At 64.2% G+C, this 18,146-nt stretch carries 13 protein-coding genes; 5 read left to right on the top strand and 8 right to left on the bottom strand.

Annotated features, from left to right (window positions below):
* The first annotated feature begins 100 nt into the window (after nucleotides 1-100).
* Nucleotides 101-1,312: an efflux RND transporter periplasmic adaptor subunit gene (locus J2X56_RS09645; RefSeq protein WP_134137512.1), complete on the top strand. Its 1,212-nt coding sequence runs from the start codon at nucleotides 101-103 to the stop codon at nucleotides 1,310-1,312.
* 89 nt (nucleotides 1,313-1,401) lie between these two features.
* On the top strand, nucleotides 1,402-2,883 hold the full coding sequence (locus J2X56_RS09640) for an efflux transporter outer membrane subunit (protein WP_034330232.1): 1,482 nt from the start codon (nucleotides 1,402-1,404) through the stop codon (nucleotides 2,881-2,883).
* 13 nt (nucleotides 2,884-2,896) lie between these two features.
* Here the strand turns inward: J2X56_RS09640 and J2X56_RS09635 are convergent, their stop codons facing one another.
* The 4 genes from J2X56_RS09635 to J2X56_RS09620 all read right to left on the bottom strand — a co-directional run bounded on the left by J2X56_RS09635 (nucleotide 2,897) and on the right by J2X56_RS09620 (nucleotide 6,918).
* A complete protein-coding gene (locus tag J2X56_RS09635) occupies nucleotides 2,897-3,958 on the bottom strand; it encodes a nitronate monooxygenase family protein (protein ID WP_204725842.1) in 1,062 nt (353 codons plus the stop codon).
* Nucleotides 3,959-4,012: 54 nt separating this feature from the next.
* Nucleotides 4,013-4,984 (bottom strand): thymidylate synthase, encoded by a 972-nt coding sequence (locus J2X56_RS09630; RefSeq protein WP_034330222.1) that lies wholly within the window; start codon nucleotides 4,982-4,984, stop codon nucleotides 4,013-4,015.
* 162 nt (nucleotides 4,985-5,146) lie between these two features.
* A complete protein-coding gene (locus J2X56_RS09625; protein ID WP_121045305.1) occupies nucleotides 5,147-6,079 on the bottom strand; it encodes a 3-keto-5-aminohexanoate cleavage protein in 933 nt (310 codons plus the stop codon).
* 53 nt (nucleotides 6,080-6,132) lie between these two features.
* The gene (locus tag J2X56_RS09620) at nucleotides 6,133-6,918 is read right to left on the bottom strand and encodes an SDR family oxidoreductase (protein ID WP_310159842.1); all 786 of its coding nucleotides are present in this window, start codon (nucleotides 6,916-6,918) and stop codon (nucleotides 6,133-6,135) included.
* Nucleotides 6,919-7,294: 376 nt separating this feature from the next.
* On the opposite strand from J2X56_RS09620, the gene J2X56_RS09615 reads away from it, so the two are divergent.
* The gene (locus J2X56_RS09615; RefSeq protein ID WP_034330216.1) at nucleotides 7,295-7,936 is read left to right on the top strand and encodes a DedA family protein; all 642 of its coding nucleotides are present in this window, start codon (nucleotides 7,295-7,297) and stop codon (nucleotides 7,934-7,936) included.
* 84 nt (nucleotides 7,937-8,020) lie between these two features.
* Here J2X56_RS09615 and J2X56_RS09610 read toward each other — a convergent pair whose 3' ends face one another.
* Together J2X56_RS09610 and J2X56_RS09605 are read right to left on the bottom strand one after the other, a co-directional pair.
* On the bottom strand, nucleotides 8,021-9,139 hold the full coding sequence (locus tag J2X56_RS09610; protein WP_121045301.1) for an NADH:flavin oxidoreductase/NADH oxidase: 1,119 nt from the start codon (nucleotides 9,137-9,139) through the stop codon (nucleotides 8,021-8,023).
* Nucleotides 9,140-9,237: 98 nt separating this feature from the next.
* Nucleotides 9,238-11,073 carry an ABC transporter transmembrane domain-containing protein gene (locus J2X56_RS09605; RefSeq protein ID WP_310159839.1) on the bottom strand — a complete coding sequence of 612 codons (1,836 nt, stop codon included), beginning with the start codon at nucleotides 11,071-11,073 and terminating at the stop codon, nucleotides 9,238-9,240.
* 318 nt (nucleotides 11,074-11,391) lie between these two features.
* On the opposite strand from J2X56_RS09605, the gene egtD reads away from it, so the two are divergent.
* On the top strand, nucleotides 11,392-12,366 hold the full coding sequence (gene egtD / locus J2X56_RS09600; RefSeq protein WP_310159837.1) for an L-histidine N(alpha)-methyltransferase: 975 nt from the start codon (nucleotides 11,392-11,394) through the stop codon (nucleotides 12,364-12,366).
* A gap of 54 nt (nucleotides 12,367-12,420) precedes the next feature.
* The gene (gene egtB, locus J2X56_RS09595) at nucleotides 12,421-13,788 is read left to right on the top strand and encodes an ergothioneine biosynthesis protein EgtB (RefSeq protein WP_121045295.1); all 1,368 of its coding nucleotides are present in this window, start codon (nucleotides 12,421-12,423) and stop codon (nucleotides 13,786-13,788) included.
* 85 nt (nucleotides 13,789-13,873) lie between these two features.
* Here egtB and J2X56_RS09590 read toward each other — a convergent pair whose 3' ends face one another.
* Both J2X56_RS09590 and leuA read right to left on the bottom strand, forming a co-directional pair.
* Nucleotides 13,874-15,613 (bottom strand): methyl-accepting chemotaxis protein, encoded by a 1,740-nt coding sequence (locus tag J2X56_RS09590; protein ID WP_121045293.1) that lies wholly within the window; start codon nucleotides 15,611-15,613, stop codon nucleotides 13,874-13,876.
* Nucleotides 15,614-15,951: 338 nt separating this feature from the next.
* On the bottom strand, nucleotides 15,952-17,655 hold the full coding sequence (leuA, locus tag J2X56_RS09585; RefSeq protein ID WP_121045291.1) for a 2-isopropylmalate synthase: 1,704 nt from the start codon (nucleotides 17,653-17,655) through the stop codon (nucleotides 15,952-15,954).
* Nucleotides 17,656-18,146: the final 491 nt, after the last annotated feature.

The following is an 18,146-nucleotide window of genomic DNA, read 5'->3' as shown; positions in this document are numbered from 1 at the left end:
ACCGGAACAGGGGACGGCCGAAGACATTCGGCCGTCATCTTTTGCAGGGATCATCACGCTTTGTTGACCCTGACTTGATTGAACGTTTGCCGCCTGTGACATGACCGAGCCGCACGACCAACTTCCGCACGTAGTCCCGACCACCCATGCGCCTGCCCGGCAGAAAGCCTGGTGGAGTGTCGTCGCGTTGGTGCTGGTGCTGGGCGGCGGCTATGCGCTCTATGCGCGGCAGTCGCCGCCGCCTGCTCCGCCCAAGCCGATTCCGGTGAAGCTGGAAACGGTGGCCGTCGAACGTGCCGACCTGGAGCAGGTCGTCAACGCCACCGGCAATGTGGTGGCCCAGGATTATGTGGACGTCGGCTCCAAGGTGGCCGGCCAGATCTCGGACGTGGAAGTGGTGATCGGCGAGGCAGTCAAGGCCGGACGCCTGCTGGCCACCGTCGCGCCGGCCGTGCAGAACAGCCGCATCGAAAGCAACCGCGCCACGCTGGCGCGCCTGAAGGCCGAGCTGGCCGGGCAGAATGCGCAGCTGGACTTTGCGCAACTGCAGTTCCAGCGCCAGACCCAGCTCAAGGCCGAGAACGCCACCCGCGAAGAATCCTACGAATCCAGCCGCATGAACATGTATGCGGCGGCTTCCCGCGTGGACGCCACCAACGCGCAGATCCAGCAGACCGAAGCGGCCATCCGTGAAGATGAGGCCGTGCAGAAGCAGACCCGCATCGAGGCCCCGGTCAGCGGTACCATCGTCACCCTCAACGCGCGCCCCGGCCAGATGGTCAGCGCCAACCAGGAAGTGCTGATGCGCATCGCCGATCTCTCTCGCATGACGGTGCAGGTGCCGGTATCGGAAGAGGACGTGACACGCCTGCAAAAGGGCATGACCGCGTATTTCACCACCCCCGGCTACCCCGGCAAGCGCTGGAGCGGCAAGCTGCGCCAGATCATGCTGCTGCCCACCGATGACTCCGGCCGCCAAGGCAAGAAGGCGTATTACACCGTGCTCTTCGATGTGGCCAATCCCAGCCGCGAACTGATGAGCGGCATGAGTGCCGACGTGTATTTCGTGCTGGCGCGGGCGGAACACGTGCCGGCCATTCCGCGCTCGCTGGTGACCAAGCCCGGCATGGATGGCACCCAGACCGTCAAGGTGGTGCTGGCCGATGGCACGCTGGAAACGCGCAAGATCAAGATCGGCATTCGCGATGGCGAACGTGCTCAGGTGCTGTCCGGTCTGAAGGAGGGCGAGCAGGTACTGCTGCCGGCCAATCCGCCGGCACCGGCGGGCGATGGCAACGCCGCCGCCAAGTAATCGCGGGACGGGCGCGAGGCTTGCTGTAAAGTAACGGCTTCGCCGGGTGACCCGGTCCTCTCTGTTTTCATCTGTCGATGTTCAAGCCCATGACTCTGCGTAATACACCGCTGCTGACGTCTTCTCCATGGCCCCGCATGACGCGGGTGGCGATGGCGGCCGCGCTGGTGCTGGCCATCGGTGGCTGCGTCACGCGTGAGGTGCAGCCCGATCCCATCCTCGAAATGCAGGTGCCCGACAAATGGGGCGGCGGTGCTTCTGCCGACGTGGCGCACGCCGAGCAGTTGTGGCCCGATACCGACTGGTGGAAACAGTTTGGCAGTGGTGAATTGTCTTCCCTGGTGCAGGAAGGCCAGCGCAACAATTACGAAATCGCTGCCGCCTTCTCGCGCATCAAGCAGGCCGAGGCGCAAGCCCGCATCGCCGGTGCACCGCTGCTGCCCAATGTGAGCCTGAATGCCGGTGCCAACCGCGAGATGCCCATCTCCGGCGGCACGCCCACCAACAGCGCCAATGCCAGCCTGCAGGTCAGCTACGAAATCGATTTCTGGGGCAAGAACCGCGCCGGTGTCGAAGCCGCCGAAGCGACCTTGCGCGCCAATCGCTACGACCGCGAGACGGTGGCGCTGACGGTCACCAGCGGCATCGTTTCCACCTATCTGCAGGTGCTGTCGCTGCGTGACCGGCTGGAGATCGCACGCCAGAACGTCAACAATGCCGAGCGCGTGTTGCGTCTGGTGGAGGCGCAAAGCCGCGCCGGTTCGGCCTCGCCGCTGGACCTGGCGCGCCAGCGCTCGGCCCTGGCCAACCAGCGCCAGCTGATCCCCGACCTGCAGCAGCAGGAGCAGGACGCGCAGACCGCGCTGGCCATCCTGCTGGGCCGTCCGCCGCAGAATTTCAAGGTCGAGGAAAAGGGCCTGGCGAAGATCCAGATGCCGCGTATTTCGGCGGGCCTGCCGTCGGAACTGCTGACGCGTCGCCCCGACATTCGCCGCGCCGAAGCCAATCTGGCGGCGGCCAATGCCAATGTGGCCGTGGCGCGGGCTTCGCTCTTCCCCAGCATCTCGCTGACCGGTTCCACCGGGGCGCAGAGCAATGCCTTGCTGTCGCTCTTCAATGGTCCGAATCTGTTCGCCAATCTCGGTACCAGCCTGATCGCGCCGATCTTCGACGGCGGCAACCTGCGCAACCAGCAGGCGCTGGCCGAGGCGCAGAAGGAAGAACTGGTGCAGGTGTATCGCCAGCGCGTGATTACTTCGTTGTCGGAAGTGGAAAAGGCCCTGGGGGCCATTCGCAGTCTGGAAGAGCGCTATCGCCTGAAGGTCAATGAGGTGGACCAGGCGCGCTTCGCCTTCGAGCTGGCGGAGATCCGCTATCGCGCCGGGGCCGAGGATCTGCTGGTGGTGCTCGATACCCAGCGCACCTTGTCGGAAGCCCAGAACCAGCTGGGCCAGATCAAGCTGCAGCGCCTGCAGGCGACCGTCTCGCTCTACAAGGCCCTGGGTGGCGGCTGGCAGGACAAGCAGGTGCCGGCGGAGCCCGGCGCTGCCAGCACCGACACCGTCTCCTGAATCCAGGCGCGGGTCAGCCCTGCGCCTGCCATTCCTGCACCAGCAGGTGCACCAGTTCCCCGACCGTATAGCCATCCCGGATGAGCGCCGCGCCCTGGCCAGCCCAGTGGGCGCCGAACTCGTGCACCTCCCTGGCGGTGGCCATGGCGTGCAACTGCTTGCCAGCGTCGTAGGCGGCGGGGTACGCAGGGATGGGGGTTGCAGGCGATATGTCGATTTCTTCCATGAAGCGGTTGACGATGCCCCGTGCGCGGCGGCCGGAGATGGCGGCGGTGACGCGCGTGTGCCGGGCACGTGAACTCTTGAGCAGATTTCTGTAGGCGGCGTTGGCACCCGATTCACGCGTGAGCAGGAAGGCCGTGCCCAGTTGCACCGCCTGGGCACCCAGCCGCAGGGCTGCCGCAATGCCGGCACCATCCATGATGCCGCCGGCGGCGATCACCGGCAGCCGGCACTGCGTGGCCAGCAGGCGTACCAGGGCGAAGGTGCCGATTTCCTCATCCTTGTGTTCATCAAAGATGCCGCGATGGCCGCCGGCTTCAATACCCTGCGCGACGATGGCATCCAGTCCGGCTGCCTCGATCTGGCGCGCTTCGTCCAGATTGGTGGCGGTGCCCATCAGGAAGACACCGGCGTTTTTGAGTGACTGGATGACGCCCGCGTCCGGTAATCCGAAGTGGAAACTGACCACGGCCGGGGGCAATTCCAGCACCAGTTGCTGCATCCCGGTATCGACGATGAAGCTCTGGTAGATCTCTTTCAAGGGCAGGCTGATGCTGCCGCCGAATTCGTCCAGATGGCCTTGCAGGTGCCTGACCCACGCCGCATCGCGGGCGGGATCCAGGACGGCCGGCTGGTGGCAGAAGAAATTGACGTTGAAGGGTTTGTCGGTGAGGGCATGCAATTGCGCCAGCGCCTCGCGCGCCTGCGCCACCGAAGAGGCCCCCAGCGCCAGCGAGCCCAGCGCACCGGCATTGGAGGCAGCCGCTGCCATGGTCACGGTGGAACTGCCCGCCATCGGGGCCTGGATGATGGGATGGGCCAGGCCCAGTCGTTGCAGCAGCGCGTTGGACATGCGAACTCCCTAAGCGCAGGCCGGCCCTCAATGGAGCCGGCTTGCCGAGGTGGATCAGACCGCCATGGGCGCGGTCAGCGGGGCGTGGTGCTGGTAGTTGACCAGCGAGAAGTCGGTCGGCTCGACCAGTTCCAGCCATTGCGGGGCGTACTCGCGGGTCCTGGCGAATTCCGGCACGCGCTCGGCGATGGCCAGTTGCGGCAGCGGATAGGGCTCGCGCGTCAACTGTTCCTTGACCATGTCGATATGGTTTTCGTAGATGTGCGCATCGCCCACGAAGTAGCTGAACCAGCGCGGCTTGTAGCCGGTCAGGCGTGCCACCAGGTGCAGCAGCGCCGCGCCTTCGGCCAGGTTGAAGGGCGTGCCCAGGCCGATGTCGTTGCTGCGCACGTACAGGCAGAGCGAGATCTCTCCCGTGCTCTGGTTGGGCAGGAACTGGTACAGCAGGTGGCAGGCGGGCAGGGCGATTTCATCCAGCACCGCGCAGTTCCAGCCGTGGAACAGGATGCGGCGGCTGCCGGGATTCTTGACGATGGTGTCCAGGCACTCGCGCAGCTGGTCCACGGCCTTGTAGAGCAGGACTTTTTCCACACCGTTGTCCTGCAGCGAGGAGACGATGGCAAAGCCCTTGGCACGGGCCGCGTCGATCTGTGCGGTGTGCGCGGCGTCGATCAGCTTGTAGGCCGGCCATTCGCGCCACTGCACGCCATACACCGGGCCCAGGTCATCGGTGCCGGTGCGGAACGGATTGGCCAGCCAGTCGGCGTTTTCGTTGGCGTTCTGGTCCCAGACCTTGCAGCCCAGCGCGCGGAAATCGGCCGCGCTGCGCGTGGCGCGCAGGAAGCCGCACAGTTCGCCCACCACCGACTTGAAGGCCAGGCGCTTGGTGGTCACTGCCGGAAAACCCTTCTGCAGGTCGAAGCGCATCATGGCGCCGGGAATGCTCAGGGTACGGATGCCGGTGCGGTTGTCTTGCCAGGAGCCGTTGGTCAGCACGTCCTGGATGAGGTCTTGGTATTGTTTCATTGCAATGTTCGGGAGGCTGGCCGGGAGGCCGAAGGATGGGGGATTGTAGCCTATCGACGGCCTGAACATCGGATACCGGAACAGCTTGTCATCGCAGCAATATGAAGAAAAACACCGGAGGCGGTCGCCCGCTCCGGTGTCATCGATGGGGCCGCGCCTGCCTCAGAAACCGACGTTCTGCCCGCCCTTGAGCTGCAGCATCGCGCGCGCCTCGTCGGGCGTCGCCACCTGCAAGGAAAGCGCCTCGATCACGGTGCGGATGCGGCGCACCTGGTCGGCATTGCTTTTGGCCAGCTGGCCGGGGCCATCCCAGAGTGAATCTTCCAGCCCCACGCGGGTATGCCCGCCCATGGCGGCGGCCATGGTGGCAATCGGGATCTGGCCGCGCCCGGCACCCAGCACCGACCAGAAGTAGGCGTCGCCGAAGAGGCGGTCGGCGGTGCGCTTCATGTGCATCACGTCTTCGACATCGTTGCCGATGCCGCCGCGCAGGCCGAAGACCGACTGGATCAGGAAGGGCGGCTTGATCAATCCACGGTCGATGAAGTGCGCGGCCGTGTAGAGATGGCCGATGTCATAGCACTCGATCTCGAAGCGGGTCTGGTTGGCGCTGCAGGATTCGAGGATGTAGGCGATGTCCTTGAAGGTATTGCGGAAGATGCGGTCATCGGAGCCGGCCAGGTAGGGCTGTTCCCAGTCGTAGTTGAAATCCTTGAAGCGGTTCAGCATTTCATACAGGCCGAAGTTCATCGAGCCCATGTTCAGCGACGCCACTTCCGGCTTCAACTGCAAGGCCGGTTGCAGCCGCTCTTCCACCCCCATGGTCGGCGCGCCGCCCGTGGTGAGGTTGATGACCACGTTGGAGGCGGTCTTGATCTGCGGCAGGAATTTGCGGAAGGCGTCCGGATCCTGCGTCGGTTTGCCATTCTGCGGATCGCGCGCATGCAGGTGCACGATGGCCGCGCCGGCGTCGGCCGCGGCCAGGGCTTCGTCGCGGATCTGCTCGGGCGTGACCGGCAGATAGGGCGACATGGAGGGCGTATGAATGGCACCGGTAATGGCGCAGGTGATGATGACTTTGCGAGGCTGGGCCATGGGGCTAGCTCCTGAAAAGATGAAGGAAAAGGAAAGAAGGCCGTTGCGCCAGCTCAGGCCAGCGTTTCCACATTGCCGCACACCGACAGGCTCTGGCCACTGATGGCCGCGCCGGCGGGCGAGCAGAGGAAGAGGATCTGGTTGGCAATATCCTGGGCGCTGACCATGCGCCGCAGCGAGACCTTGGAAAGCAGCCGAGCGCGCATTTCTTCATGTTCGATGCCGTAGGCCGCTGCCTTGGCCGCCACGATGCGCTCCTGGCGCGGCCCTTCGACGATGCCGGGCAAGACGGCGTTGACGCGGATGTTGAACGGCCCCAGTTCGATGGCCCAGGTCTCGGTCAGCCCGATGACGCCATACTTGGAGGCCGAATAGGGCGTGCGCAGTGCAAAGCCCAGCCGGCCGGCGACTGAAGAGATGTTGATGATGGCACCGCCGCCGTTCTGCTTGAGCATCGGCACCGCACGCCGGGTGCAGAGGAAGGGGCCGGTCAGGTTGATGGCGATGGTCTGGTCCCAGTCGGCCGGAGCGATGTCTTCCACCGGCAGGGTGGGTCCGGCGATGCCGGCATTGTTGACCAGCACGTCCAGCCGTCCATCCCAGCGCGAGGCCAGGTCGGCGAACATGGCATCGACTTCCTCGGGCCTGGCCACGTCAGTGCGGCTGAAACTCACCGCCGCGCCTGCCAGGCGGGCACGGGCATCGGCCAGGAAAGCCTCATTGATATCGCAGACATGCACTTGAGCGCCTGCTTTGATGAACGTTTCTGTAATTGCGAGGCCGATGCCCTGGGCACCGGCGGTGACGATGACTTTCTGGTCCTGCAGATTCAGTTCCATGGGTTTGTCTCCTGAGGGGTTCATCCGGCCCGGATGCCAGCGCTGGCTGATCTTGTCGTGGGGGGCGGTCGGGTGCGGACGACTGTAGTAGAGCCGGACCGGAGCGTCAACGACAGCATCCTGACCAGCGGCTGCCGATCAAATCGGCCGATTTCGCCGCCGGAGCGCATGGGAAGCGGGCTGGGGCGCAGCGGCGAGGAGGGTGGGGCGCGGGCAGGATGAACAGATTGCGCGGGCGGAGAAAAACTTTCATCAATCGCCGTGGAAGGCAGGCGGGCAGGGCGTCGCTGCCGCGCTGCATCAAAATTCACGGGAGCGTGGCAGGCTGTTGGTACAATGCCCACTTTTCGCCACTTCCCCTCTTTCACACAGGCTTATGGATATCCTTCTGTTCCTGGTCGATTTCATCGTCCACATCGACCGTCACCTGGCCGAACTGGCCGTTTCCTATGGACCCTGGCTGTTCCTGATCCTGTTCCTGATCATCTTCTGCGAAACCGGCCTGGTGGTCACGCCCATCCTGCCGGGTGATTCACTGCTGTTCGTCACCGGTGCACTGGCTGCTACCGGGGCTTATGACATCCACCTGATGCTGCTGACCCTGATCGTGGCCGCCATCCTGGGCGACAGCACCAACTACCAGATCGGCAAGATGCTGGGGATCAAGGTGTTCGACAAGCCGAACTCGCGCATCTTCAAGAAGGAATACCTGGAGAAGACCCATGCCTTCTTCGAGAAGCACGGCGGCAAGGCCATCATCATTGCCCGCTTCGCACCCATCGTGCGTACCTTCGCGCCCTTCGTGGCGGGTGTGGGCGCGATGACCTATTCGCGCTTCTTCCTCTACAACGTCATCGGCGGCATCGCCTGGGTGGCCAGCTTCGGCTATGCCGGCTACTTCTTCGGCAACCTGCCCATCGTGAAGAAGAACCTGAGCCTGTTGATCGTGGCCATCGTGATCTTGTCGATCCTGCCGGGCATCATCGAGTACTTCCGCCACAAACGCCGTCCGGGCTGATTGCTCCACCGACGTCAAGGCAATGAAAAATGCCGGTCAGCGCAGAGCTGACCGGCATTTTTTTTGGATGCGGGCTGGAGCGGCTCAGTCCTGCTTGCCGCCATATTGCACATCCGGCCGCAACGGCGTCTTGCTGGACGCGGCCCGCACGTATTGCGGCGGCCACGCCACGTCTTCGCGCAATTGCTGCGCGGCATGCAGCGGCCAGTAGGGATCACGCAGCAGTTCGCGCGCCAGCAGCACCAGGTCGGCCTGGCCGGTGCGCAGCACGTGCTCGGCCTGGATCGCTTCGGTAATCATGCCGACCGTGCCGGTGGCGATCCCCGTTTCGTTTTTCACACGCGCGGCAAAGCCGGTCTGGTAGCCGGGCCCGACGGGAATGGCCGCCGAGGGCAGGTTGCCGCCCGTGGAAACATCGACCAGATCGACACCCATGTCACGCAGGCGGGTCGAGAGCGCGACCGTGTCATCGGCATTCCAGCCGCCTTCGGTCCAGTCGGTGGCCGACAGGCGCACCAGCAGTGGCAGCTCGGCCGGCCAGACGGCGCGGGTGGCTTGCACCGTTTCCAGCAGGAAGCGGATACGGTTCTCGAAGCTGCCGCCATATTGGTCGGTCCGCTTGTTGCTCAACGGCGAGAGGAACTGGTGACCCAGGTAGCCGTGCGCACCGTGCAGTTCGATCACCTTGAAACCGGCAGCCAGCGCGCGACGGGCGGCGTCGGCAAAGGCCTGCACCAGCGAGGCGATCTCGGCCACCGTCAAGGCGTGCGGCTCGGTATAGGTCGTGTCGAAGGGCAGGGCTGAGGGTGCCTGTGGCAGCCAGCCACCCTCGGCCACCGGCACGCTGCCGGCCGGGCCATCCCAGGGGCGCAGGGCGCTGGCTTTGCGCCCCGCATGAGCCAGCTGGATGCCGGGGACGGCACCCTGCTGTTCGATGAAACGGGTAATACGGCGCAGGGGCGCGATGTGCTCATCCTTCCAGATGCCGAGGTCGGCGCTGGTGATGCGGCCTTCCGGCACGACCGCGGTGGCCTCCATGATGACCAGGCCGGCCCCGCCCACGGCGCGGCTGCCCAGATGCACCAGGTGCCAGTCGTTGGCGAAGCCATCCTCGGCCGAGTACTGGCACATCGGCGAAACCGCGATGCGGTTGGGCAAGGTGACGCCGCGCAGGGTCAGCGGCGAAAACAATTGACTGCTCATGCAAGAACTTCTGTCATGTCGTGGCATCGGGACGATGCCGAGATGCGCAGTCTAGGGGATTTCCAAAAAGTGCGTCGGCGCCCCCCCCGCGTATTGTCTTATTGCGTCTCGAACTGCAATGCCGCCAGGCTGGCGTAAAGCCCATCGCGGGCCACCAGTTCGGCATGAGTGCCGGTCTCGACGACGCGCCCGTGTTCCAGCACGATGATGCGGTCGGCCCGCTGCACGGTGGCCAGGCGGTGCGCGATGACCAGGGTGGTACGACCGACCATGGCGGCTTCCAGGGCGCTTTGCACTAGGCGTTCGGATTCGGCATCCAGCGCGCTGGTGGCTTCATCCAGCAACAGCAGCGGCGGGTTCTTCAGCAGGGCGCGGGCAATTGCGATGCGCTGGCGCTGGCCGCCGGACAGACGCACGCCGCGTTCACCGAGGAAGCACTGGTAGCCGTCCGGCAGGCGTTCGATGAACTCATGGGCTGCCGCCATCTGGGCGGCGGCAATCACTTCCGCATCGCTGGCACCGGGGCGGCCGAAGCGGATGTTTTCCATCGCATTGGCCGAGAAGATCACGGTGTCCTGTGGCACGATGCCGATCGCATTGCGCAGGTCCTGCAGGGTCAGGTAGCGGATGTCCACGCCATCGAGCCGGATGCTGCCCTGCTGTGGATCGTAGAAGCGCAGCAGCAGCTGGAACAGCGTGGTCTTGCCGGCCCCCGAAGGGCCGACCACGGCGACCGTTTCTCCTGCACGCACGTCCAGCGAGAAGCCCGACAGCGATGCGCTGCCGGGGCGCGAGGGATAGTGGAAGTCCACGGCCTCGATCTGCAGCGCGGCGCCATTGGCGGTGCGCGGCGGCAATTTCTCCGGCAGCAGCACGGACTGCACCGGCGACTGCGCCGCCAGCAGGTCGAGCAGGCGTTCGGTGGCACCTGCAGCGCGCTGGGTATCGCCCATCACTTCCGACAGCGCCCCCAGCGAACCCGCCACGAGGGATGCGTAAAGGATGAACTGGCCCAGCTCGCCGCCGCTCATGTTGCCTTGCATGACCGCATGCGCGCCCAGCCACAGCACGAAGACGATGGCACCGAACACCAGCAGGATCGCCACCACGGTCAGCAGCGAACGGGCGCGGATACGGTCCATCGCGGTCTGGAAGGCGCGCTCGACCGAGTCGCCGAAGCGGCGCGCTTCGATTTCTTCATGGGTGAAGGCCTGCACGGTCGGCATGGCGTTGAGGATTTCGCCGGCCATGGCGGCGGCGTCGGCCACGCGGTCCTGCGAGGCGCGCGAGAGCTTGCGTACGCGGCGGCCATAGAACACGATGGGCAGCACCACGGCGGCCAGCATGACGATGATGATGGAGGTCAGCTTGGCACTGGTGATGAAGAGCATGCTCATGCCGCCCAGGAACAGCAGGGCATTGCGCAGGGCCATCGAAATGCTGGTGCCGACCAGGGTCTGGATGAGCGTGGTGTCGGTGGTCAGGCGCGAGAGCACTTCGCCGGTCTTGGTGGTTTCGAAGAATTCGGGACTCTGCGTCACCACGTGGGCATAGACCGCGCTGCGCAGGTCGGCCGTCACGCGTTCACCCAGCCAGGACACCATGTAGAAGCGCGCCGCAGTCGCCACCCCCAGCACGCAGGCCACGCCGAACAGGGCCACGAAATACAGGTTGATGTGCGTGGCACTCTTGCTGCCGGCGGCCCCGAAGCCGAGGTCGATCATCTGCTTGAAGGCATACGGCACGGCCAGCGTGGCACCGGCCGCCACCAGCAGCGCCAGGCCGGCCAGCAGAAATTGCTTCTTGTAGGGGGCGAGGAAGGGAGCCAGTCCGCGCAAGGCTGCCAGGGCGGATTTGCGGGCAGTGGGGGAGTCGGGGCCGGGCGGCACGTCAGGGGCAGGTGAGTCGGTGCGGAGAGGAGTCGTGGAGGACATGGAAATGGATGAGCTGTTGAGGCCGCCAGGCCAACGGTCCGTGCATGTTGCCGCACGGTCAGAGACACTGGCCACCGCCGGAAAAATCTTGTTGCCGCGTTGAACCAACGGAGGCTGGCTTACTCGGAAGAGGCATAAGTATAGACAGTCCGCGCATGGATCGCGCGACCGCAAGCGTATCGCAATGTTGTTCGTCAGCCATTGCTTGCCTGCATCACCCTGCTAGAGTATCCGGATTCGGGCGTGGTCGGCCCGACCGGAGCAGCGCAGCAGCAGGCATCAGCATCATCCCAACCCCACACCGGCAAGGAGAGTCGCTTGGCCCAACCCGCACTGATCCCCTCCCCATGGGAGGCCGCGCCTGAAGCACGCGCACCGCACGCCGAACTGCTGGCCGGGCTCGCCGCCCGCGAGGCGGTCATCTCGCCCAAGTATTTCTACGATCCGCTGGGCAGCAAGCTCTTCGAGGCCATCTGTGCCTTGCCCGAGTATTACCCTACCCGTACCGAGGCGGCCATTTTCGCCGCGCATCAGGAAGCCATCGCTGCCGCCGTCGGCCAGTCCTGTACGCTGATCGACCTGGGCGCAGGCAACTGCGTCAAGGCCGCTTCGCTGTTCGACGCGTTGCGGCCGCGCCAGTATGTGCCCGTGGATATTTCTACCGATTTCCTGCATCAGTCGGTGGCGGGTTTGCAGAAGCGCTTCCCGCAGCTGCCCATGCTGCCGCTGGCGATGGATTTCTCGGCCACGCTGGCGCTGCCGGAGACGGTGGATGCGCAGCGCCGGCTGTTCTTCTATCCCGGCTCCTCGCTGGGCAATTTCGATCCGGCCCAGGCGCTGGATTTCCTGCGTCGCGTGCGTGCAGCCCTGCCGGTTGGACCGGGTGAGGGCGGCATCCTGATCGGACTGGATCTGGTGAAGGATGCGCGTGTCCTGGAAGCGGCCTACGACGATGCCATCGGCGTGACGGCAGCGTTCAACCTCAACGTGCTCAACCACGTCAACGCCCTGGCCGGGACCGACTTCGCCCCGCGCGACTGGCGCCACGTGGCCTTCTACAACGCGCGCCAGCAGCGCATCGAAATGCATCTGGAAGCACGGCGCGATCTCATCGTGCGCTGGCCGGGCGGGCGTCGCACCTTCCACCAGGGCGAGCGCATCCATACCGAATACAGCCACAAGTTCACCGAGCAGGACATCCTCGGCCTGCTGGAAAAGGCCGGATTCGGCAATTGCCGCATGTGGTTCGATGAGCGGCGCTGGTTCGCGGTGTGCCATGCGCAGGCGCGTTGAGGAAGGTTTGGGACGCTTGCCGATGTTGATTCAATGATTCTTGCAGGAGACCGGATGCCTTCCGTCATTACCCATGATCGCGCCACCACGCACGACGACGAGCTGGCCGAGCAACCCATGGCGGTGGTCGCAGCGGCCACTGCCGCCACCATCGATGCGGTCATCGACGCCGCCGTCCAGCAGGTCAACCATCGCCCGCGCGAACGGCTGGGCGATCGCTACCGGCGTCTGCGCCGGCAGTCGCTGCTGATCGCCGAGCCGCTCTCGGCCGAGGATTGCTGCGTGCAGGCCATGCCCGATGCCAGCCCCATCAAGTGGCATCTGGCGCATACCACCTGGTTCTTCGAGACCTTCCTGCTGGAGCGTTTCCAGAGAGGCTTCACGCCTTTCCATCCGCAGTTCCGCGTGCTCTTCAATTCGTATTACGAAGGCGTCGGCGAGAAATTCCCGCGGCCGCAGCGCGGCCTGCTCACGCGGCCCTCACTGGACGACATACTGGCCTACCGCGAGCAGGTGGACGCACGCATGCTGCTGCTGATCGATGCGCTGGAGGCCGACCCGGCCGAAGCGGGGGAGGCCCATCCGCAACTGGCGGGTTTCCTCTCCTTGCTGGAACTGGGCATGCAGCATGAGCAGCAGCACCAGGAGCTGATGCTCACCGACATCAAGATCCTGCTGTCGATGAACCCGCTGCAGCCTGCGTACCAGCCGCTGCCGATGAACCTGCAACTGGATGATCCGGCCGCGCTGGAGCTGCAGTGGCATCGCATCGAAGCCGGTGTGGTGGAGATCGGCCATGCCGGCAGCGGCTTTTGCTTCGACAACGAGACCCCGCGCCATCGCCAGTTCGTCGAGGCTTACCAGTGTGCGTCGCGGCTGGTGAACAACGCCGAATACCTGGCCTTCGTCGAGGCCGGTGGCTACGAGGACGCGGGGCTGTGGCTGTCTGAAGGCTGGGAATGGAAGAGGCAGGAGGGGCTGTCGCATCCCCTGTATTGGCGCCGTGGCGCTGATGGGCAGTGGCGCGAGTTCACCGAGTATGGCGCGCAGCCTCTGCAGCCGCATGCGGCTGCCGTGCATCTCTCGTATTACGAGGCCGATGCCTATGCCCGCTGGGCTGGTGCGCGCTTGCTGACCGAAGCCGAATGGGAACATGCCGCCGCACGCCTGCAAGGAAGCGGACGTGAATTTTTTGGCGTGGCCTGGCAGTGGACCAGCAGCAGCTATGCGCCTTACCCCGGCTTCAGCGCTGCACCGGGTGCGGTGGGTGAATACAATGGCAAATTCATGGTCAACCAGTACGTGCTGCGTGGCTCATCCTCGGCCACACCACTGAACCATGCGCGGCTGACCTATCGCAACTTTTTCCCGGCGACCGCACGCTGGCAGGTCAGCGGCATACGGCTGGCCCGCCAAGGCTGATCGGTTTTTTTCGCCTCAATATGTTTCAGGGCCGTGCGGCCCTGGTCCGTGCTACGCGCAATATTGCTGAAATACGCTTGAAGTCTCAGAAGGTTTCCCACTCTTCCGATTTCTCTTCCTTGCTGCTGGCGGGTAGTGCACGTGGTGCTGGCGCAGCGGCAGGGGCGCGCACTGCCTGCGGTTTGACGGGTGCGGGCTTGCCTGGCAGGGCCGTGGCCGGTGCAGGTGCCGCGCTGCGCAGCGGTGCGGCTTGCATGACCGGTGCGGGCGCAGCGCCCCGCTCATCCAGACGGAATACGCTCACCAGTTCCAGCAGCCGCTGCGCCTGATCCTGCAAGGCCTGGGCCGCAGCGGCGGCTTCTTCCACCAGCGCGGCGTTCTGCTGGGTGGTGTTGTCCATCTGCATGATGGCCTGGTTGACCTGCTCGATGCCATCGCTCTGCTCACGCGTGGCAGCGGAAATCTCGCCGACGATGTGGCTGACCTGCTCAATGCTCTGCACCACCTCATCCATGGTGCTGCCCGCCTGCGCCACCAGTTCGGTACCGGCCGTCACTTGTCCGACGGAATCATTGATGAGTTCCTTGATCTCCTTCGCGGCAGTGGCCGAGCGTTGCGCCAGTCCGCGCACTTCCGAGGCCACCACGGCGAAGCCGCGGCCCTGCTCACCGGCGCGCGCCGCTTCCACCGCGGCATTCAGGGCCAGGATGTTGGTCTGGAAGGCGATGCCGTCGATCACCGAGATGATGTCCACGATCTTGCGCGAGGAGTCATTGATGGCCCCCATGGTCTGCACCACCTGCTTGACGGCCTGGCCGCCCTGATTGGCCACTTGCGTGGCATTGCCGGCCAGCTCGCTGGACTTGCGGGTGTGGTCGGCATTCTGCTTGACGCTGGAAGTCAGCTGTTCCAGCGAGGAGGCGGTTTCTTCCAGCGCGCTGGCCTGCTCCTCGGTGCGCGAAGAGAGGTCCAGGTTGCCGGTGGCGATCTGGGTCGATGCGGTCACCATGGAGTCGGTACCGCGCCGCACCTCCAGCACGATGGCCTTGAGCTTCTGGTTCATGGCGGCCAGCGCCTGCAGCAGGCGTCCGGTTTCATCGGTCGAATGTGCATCGATGACCGCAGTGAGATCGCCTGCTGCCACGGTCTCGGCTACTTCCACCGCGCGGCTCAGCGGACGGGTGATGCTGCGCGAGATGGTCCAGGCGATGAAAGCGGCGAACATCGCCGCGAGCACACCGGACACCACCATGATGTTGCGCGTGGTGATGTAGGTGGCCTCGGCATCGGCGACGGACTTGTCCATCAGCTTCTGCTGCATGTCGGAGAGGTCATCGAGCTGGGCGAAATAGGTCTTTTGCAGCGGCACCATCTTTTCCAGCATCAGCTTGATGGCGGCATCCTTCTCACCAGTGGTGGCGAGCCGGTCGATCTCTTTGCGCAGGGCCGAGTAGCTCTTGCGGGTTTCGGTCACCTTGTCGAACTTGGCGCGGGCTTCGGGATTGATGATCAGGCGGCCCAGTTCATCGTAGAGCCTGGTGTTCTCTGCAGAGAGCGTTTCGATGGTCTTCCGCTCATTCTCAATCTGGGCCGGATCGGTCATGAACAACTGGTTGCGCAGCGAGATGGCGACATCGTCCACCTTGCCGGATATGGCATTGACGATGTTGATCTTCTTGTAGCGGTCATTGACTACCAGTTCCAGCGACTCGTTGATGTCGCCCAGCCGGGCCATGCTCAGCGTGACGATGGCAGCGATCACGAGGATCAGGGCCGAAAAGCCGATGGTCAGACGCGTGGAAATGTTGAGATTGTTGAAGCGCATGATTTTCCCCCCGAAAAATGTGGATGCGACTTGCATGGTAGAGATGTCACCGTGGCGTGTGTCTTTGACTGGTGTGACAACCAGAAACCTATATTAAGCCAGTTACGCGCAATCAGAACGTTTGACTCAAGTAATTTCTGCAGAGTTGTCTGGAATCAAGGAAAGCCGCGGCTGGCGCGGGTTTCCGGGCGTCAACGTGGCAGCCGGACCACAGTGGCAGATGGACAAGATCAACGGCAGAGCTTGATGCAAAGTGACACGCCGTTAACGCAACAACGCCGCCCGGTAGGGCGGCGTTGCGTTCAGGAAATGGCCGGGATCGCCGGCCGGATTCCGTTTCAGGCAGCCTTGGCCTGTGCGGAGCCAGCCTGGTTGGCGCTCTCGCTGATGGCGATCTGACGGTTCACGGCAGACAGCACGGCCTTGAAGGAGGCGGTCACGATGTTGGCATCGATGCCGACACCAAAACCGGTTGGCGCTTCGTTCAGGCGCAGCTCGATGTAGCTGGCGGCCTTGGCGTCGGCACCGGCACCGATGGCGTGTTCATGGAAGTCCATCAGCTTGATGTCCAGGCCCAGCGCATGCACGAAGGCGTCAATAGGACCGTTGCCGCTACCGCGCACGGTGACCGGCTGGCCATTGCGCACGATGTCGACTTCGATGTTGATGGACTCGGCCTTGGCGGTGTCTTCCGACATGCGGTGCGCGCGATAGACGTAGGGTTCGACGCGCTCCAGGTATTCGCGCTGGAAGATGGCGTGGATGTCGGAGGCGGCGATTTCCTTGCCGGTGGCATCGGCCTCGCGCTGGATGGCGCGCGAGAATTCGATCTGCAGGCGGCGCGGCAGGGCCAGGCCATATTCCTGTTCCAGCAGGTAGGCCATGCCGCCCTTGCCGGACTGGCTGTTGACGCGGATGACGGCATCGTAGCTGCGGCCCAGGTCGGCCGGATCGATCGGCAGGTAGGGCACTTCCCAGATGGCGTCCGGCTGCTGCTTGGCGAAGCCCTTCTTGATCGCATCCTGGTGCGAGCCGGAGAAGGCCGTGAAGACCAGGTCGCCGACATACGGATGGCGCGGGTGCACCGGGATCTGGTTGCACTCTTCCACCACCTGGCGCACCACGTCGATGTCGGAGAAGTCCAGGCCCGGGTTCACGCCCTGGGTGTACAGGTTCAGTGCCAGCGTAACCAGGTCGACGTTGCCGGTGCGCTCGCCGTTGCCGAACAGGCAGCCTTCGACGCGATCAGCGCCGGCCATCACGGCCAGCTCGGCCGAGGCGACGGCGGTGCCGCGGTCATTGTGCGGGTGCACCGAGATGATGGCGCTGGCGCGATGCTTCAGGTTGCGGCACATCCATTCGATCTGGTCGGCGTAGACGTTGGGGGTGGCGCACTCGACGGTGGAGGGCAGGTTCAGGATGACCTTGCGCTCTGGAGTGGCACCCCAGGTTTCGCAGACGGCATCGCAGATGTCCTTGGAGAAATCCAGTTCGGTGGTGCTGAAGGATTCCGGCGAGTATTCGAAACGCCATTCGGTACCCGGACGCGCATCGGTCAGTTCCTTGACCAGGCGGGTGCCGGTGACGGCGATGTTCTTGATCTCCTCGCGCGACATGTTGAAGACGATCTTGCGGAAGGCCGGGGCCACCGAGTTGTACAGGTGGACGATGGCCTTCTTGGCACCTTCCAGCGATTCGACGGTGCGGCGGATCAGTTCTTCGCGCGATTGGGTCAGCACGATGATGGTGACGTCATCGGGAATGCGGTTCTCGACGATGAGCTTGCGCACGAAGTCGAAATCGGTTTGCGAGGCAGAGGGGAAGCCGACTTCGATTTCCTTCAGGCCGGTCTTCAACAGCAGTTCGAAGAAGCGCAGCTTGCGCTCGGCGTTCATCGGTTCGATCAGGGCCTGGTTGCCATCGCGCAGGTCGGTGCTCATCCAGATCGGCGGCGTGTCGATGACCTTGCTGGGCCAGGTGCGATCAGGCAGGTCGATGGCAGGGAAGGGACGGTATTTGGCGGCGGGGTTGCTTAACATCATGATGGACCTCTTGGTTTCCGGATGGCGTGGAATGCTTCAGTTCAAGTACTGGAATGCTTCAGTGCGTCAGATGTGGCGGATCGGGTTGCCTGGCTGCCACGAGCGCGTGGCCAGGCAACCCTTCATAGAGCCAGAGGCGGCATCTCCCGCAGCGCACGGCCGGCCTGCAAGGGCTGCGTGCGCTGGTTGCGGATTGTGCGGATCATCGAATGCATATGCTTCGCCTGGTGGGCAGCGACGTCGGCTTCATCACGGATGGCGCGTCACTGCCTGGTTGTACTGCGAGTACTGCTGGATTTTTTGAGGTTGCCAGATCGCGTGGAGTCAGCGGAAACGGCAGGAACTACGAATTTTAGCGCGAGGCTAGTAGTAGCGACACCGATAGCAACGCTAGCAGGGCGCTGGCGCTGTTGTGGCGGATGGAGGTGATTGCTGCGGAAGTCATCCGTGCAATGTAGAAGATTGGCCCCGCGTCTGTCAAGGGCAATCTT

The sequence above is a fragment of the Herbaspirillum sp. 1173 genome, from assembly GCF_031455335.1.
In the GTDB taxonomy this organism is placed as follows: domain Bacteria; phylum Pseudomonadota; class Gammaproteobacteria; order Burkholderiales; family Burkholderiaceae_D; genus Herbaspirillum; species Herbaspirillum huttiense.
Note: the sequence above shows the minus strand (reverse complement) of the source record. Positions and strands in the feature narration are given on the sequence as shown.

Coding starts and splice junctions, on each gene's coding strand:
- J2X56_RS09645 (WP_134137512.1), top strand. CDS start 101: ATGACCGAGCCGCACGACCAACTTCCGCACGTAGTCCCGACCACCCAT.
- J2X56_RS09640 (WP_034330232.1), top strand. CDS start 1,402: ATGACTCTGCGTAATACACCGCTGCTGACGTCTTCTCCATGGCCCCGC.
- J2X56_RS09635 (WP_204725842.1), bottom strand. CDS start 3,958: ATGTCCAACGCGCTGCTGCAACGACTGGGCCTGGCCCATCCCATCATC.
- J2X56_RS09630 (WP_034330222.1), bottom strand. CDS start 4,984: ATGAAACAATACCAAGACCTCATCCAGGACGTGCTGACCAACGGCTCC.
- J2X56_RS09625 (WP_121045305.1), bottom strand. CDS start 6,079: ATGGCCCAGCCTCGCAAAGTCATCATCACCTGCGCCATTACCGGTGCC.
- J2X56_RS09620 (WP_310159842.1), bottom strand. CDS start 6,918: ATGGAACTGAATCTGCAGGACCAGAAAGTCATCGTCACCGCCGGTGCC.
- J2X56_RS09615 (WP_034330216.1), top strand. CDS start 7,295: ATGGATATCCTTCTGTTCCTGGTCGATTTCATCGTCCACATCGACCGT.
- J2X56_RS09610 (WP_121045301.1), bottom strand. CDS start 9,139: ATGAGCAGTCAATTGTTTTCGCCGCTGACCCTGCGCGGCGTCACCTTG.
- J2X56_RS09605 (WP_310159839.1), bottom strand. CDS start 11,073: ATGTCCTCCACGACTCCTCTCCGCACCGACTCACCTGCCCCTGACGTG.
- egtB (WP_121045295.1), top strand. CDS start 12,421: ATGCCTTCCGTCATTACCCATGATCGCGCCACCACGCACGACGACGAG.
- J2X56_RS09590 (WP_121045293.1), bottom strand. CDS start 15,613: ATGCGCTTCAACAATCTCAACATTTCCACGCGTCTGACCATCGGCTTT.
- leuA (WP_121045291.1), bottom strand. CDS start 17,655: ATGATGTTAAGCAACCCCGCCGCCAAATACCGTCCCTTCCCTGCCATC.